Source organism: Nocardia sp. NPDC059228, from assembly GCF_042754245.1.
GTDB lineage: Bacteria > Actinomycetota > Actinomycetes > Mycobacteriales > Mycobacteriaceae > Nocardia.
Genome location: NZ_JBHZAL010000175.1, coordinates 1 through 1,064, shown reverse-complemented (window position 1 = coordinate 1,064; position 1,064 = coordinate 1). Strand labels below are relative to the sequence as shown.

At 69.9% G+C, this 1,064-nt stretch carries 1 protein-coding gene and 1 pseudogene; one reads left to right on the top strand and one right to left on the bottom strand.

Features of this window, described 5'->3' with window-relative positions; genetic code table 11:
• Window positions 1-613, top strand: a 613-nt coding sequence (locus ACFXKA_RS43295; RefSeq protein ID WP_379431955.1) for a hypothetical protein, incomplete at its 5' end; no start/stop codon positions are given.
• On the opposite strand, the pseudogene ACFXKA_RS43290 reads toward ACFXKA_RS43295, so the two are convergent.
• Window positions 577-1,064, bottom strand: a pseudogene (locus tag ACFXKA_RS43290) (hypothetical protein); the annotation flags it as partial. The gene ACFXKA_RS43295 and the pseudogene ACFXKA_RS43290 sit on opposite strands and share 37 nt — an antisense overlap.

The window sequence follows — 1,064 nt, the reverse complement described above, 5'->3', positions numbered from 1 at the left end:
GACTCGTGCCGTTCCGGCGGCACTTGGCGCCCTCGCGCTGGCCCTGGCACTGGCCGGCTGCAACGACACCGATTCGGGAAAGAGCGGGAAGGGATCGGGCTACGGCTCCGGTTCGGACTCCGGCTCGTCGGACGACAAGGCGGACGACAAGACGACGTACCGCCTGGGTGAGGCCAGTCCTCCCCAGGAGAGCACCATGCAGGCGACGAAGGACAGCACGTTCACGGTCACACCCACGAAGGTGCTGACGGGAACCGAGGCCGACATGGCCGAGTCGGGCCTGGACCTGGCCGAACTGCCCGGCCCCAAGGTCCCCGTGTACGTGTGGAGCACCCTCACCCACAAGAGCGGCAAACCCATGCCGGTCGGCGACATGGACGACGACCTGGTCGTCCGTACGGACCAGGACGACCGCACCAAGGCCCTGCTCGTCCTCATGGGCGACGCCACCTGGCCGGACTGCCCGGCGCCCGACACCGAGAAGGAGCTGAGCGAGGGGCAGTCGGCGGAGATCTGCACGACCTTCCTGATCACCAGGGGCGAGAAGGCCGCGGCCGTCGAGCTGACGCAGGGCTTCTACAACGATCCGCTGGAGTGGCCGGTCAAGGGCTGACCGTCGGGTGACGTCCCGGATCGCAGATGATCCGGCGTCGACGACGGCTTCACCTTCCGTACGAAGGCGGCCCTCAGCGCGTGGTACGGCGCGCCGGGGTCGAAGAACGTGGCGTGCATCCGGGCCAGTTCACGCTCCCGGTACGCGCTCAGCGGAGTGATCGCCTCGTCCCGTTCGCGGGCCGCCTTCTTCTCACTGATGCCCTGCTGCGTGCCCGGTGCCGACGCGAGGCGCGCGGCACGGCGCGCGACGGCGGACCCGAAGTCCTGGGGCGTGCTGTCGATGACGACATCGACGAGCCCGATCTCGCGCGCGCGGGCCGCCGTCACCGGCAGGGCCCGCCGCGTCAGGCGCTCGGCCTCCTCGGCGCCCACCCGGCGAGGCAGCGTGTACGTCCAGTACTCCGACCCGTACAGCCCCATCAGCCGGTAATGCGGGTTGAGTACGGCTC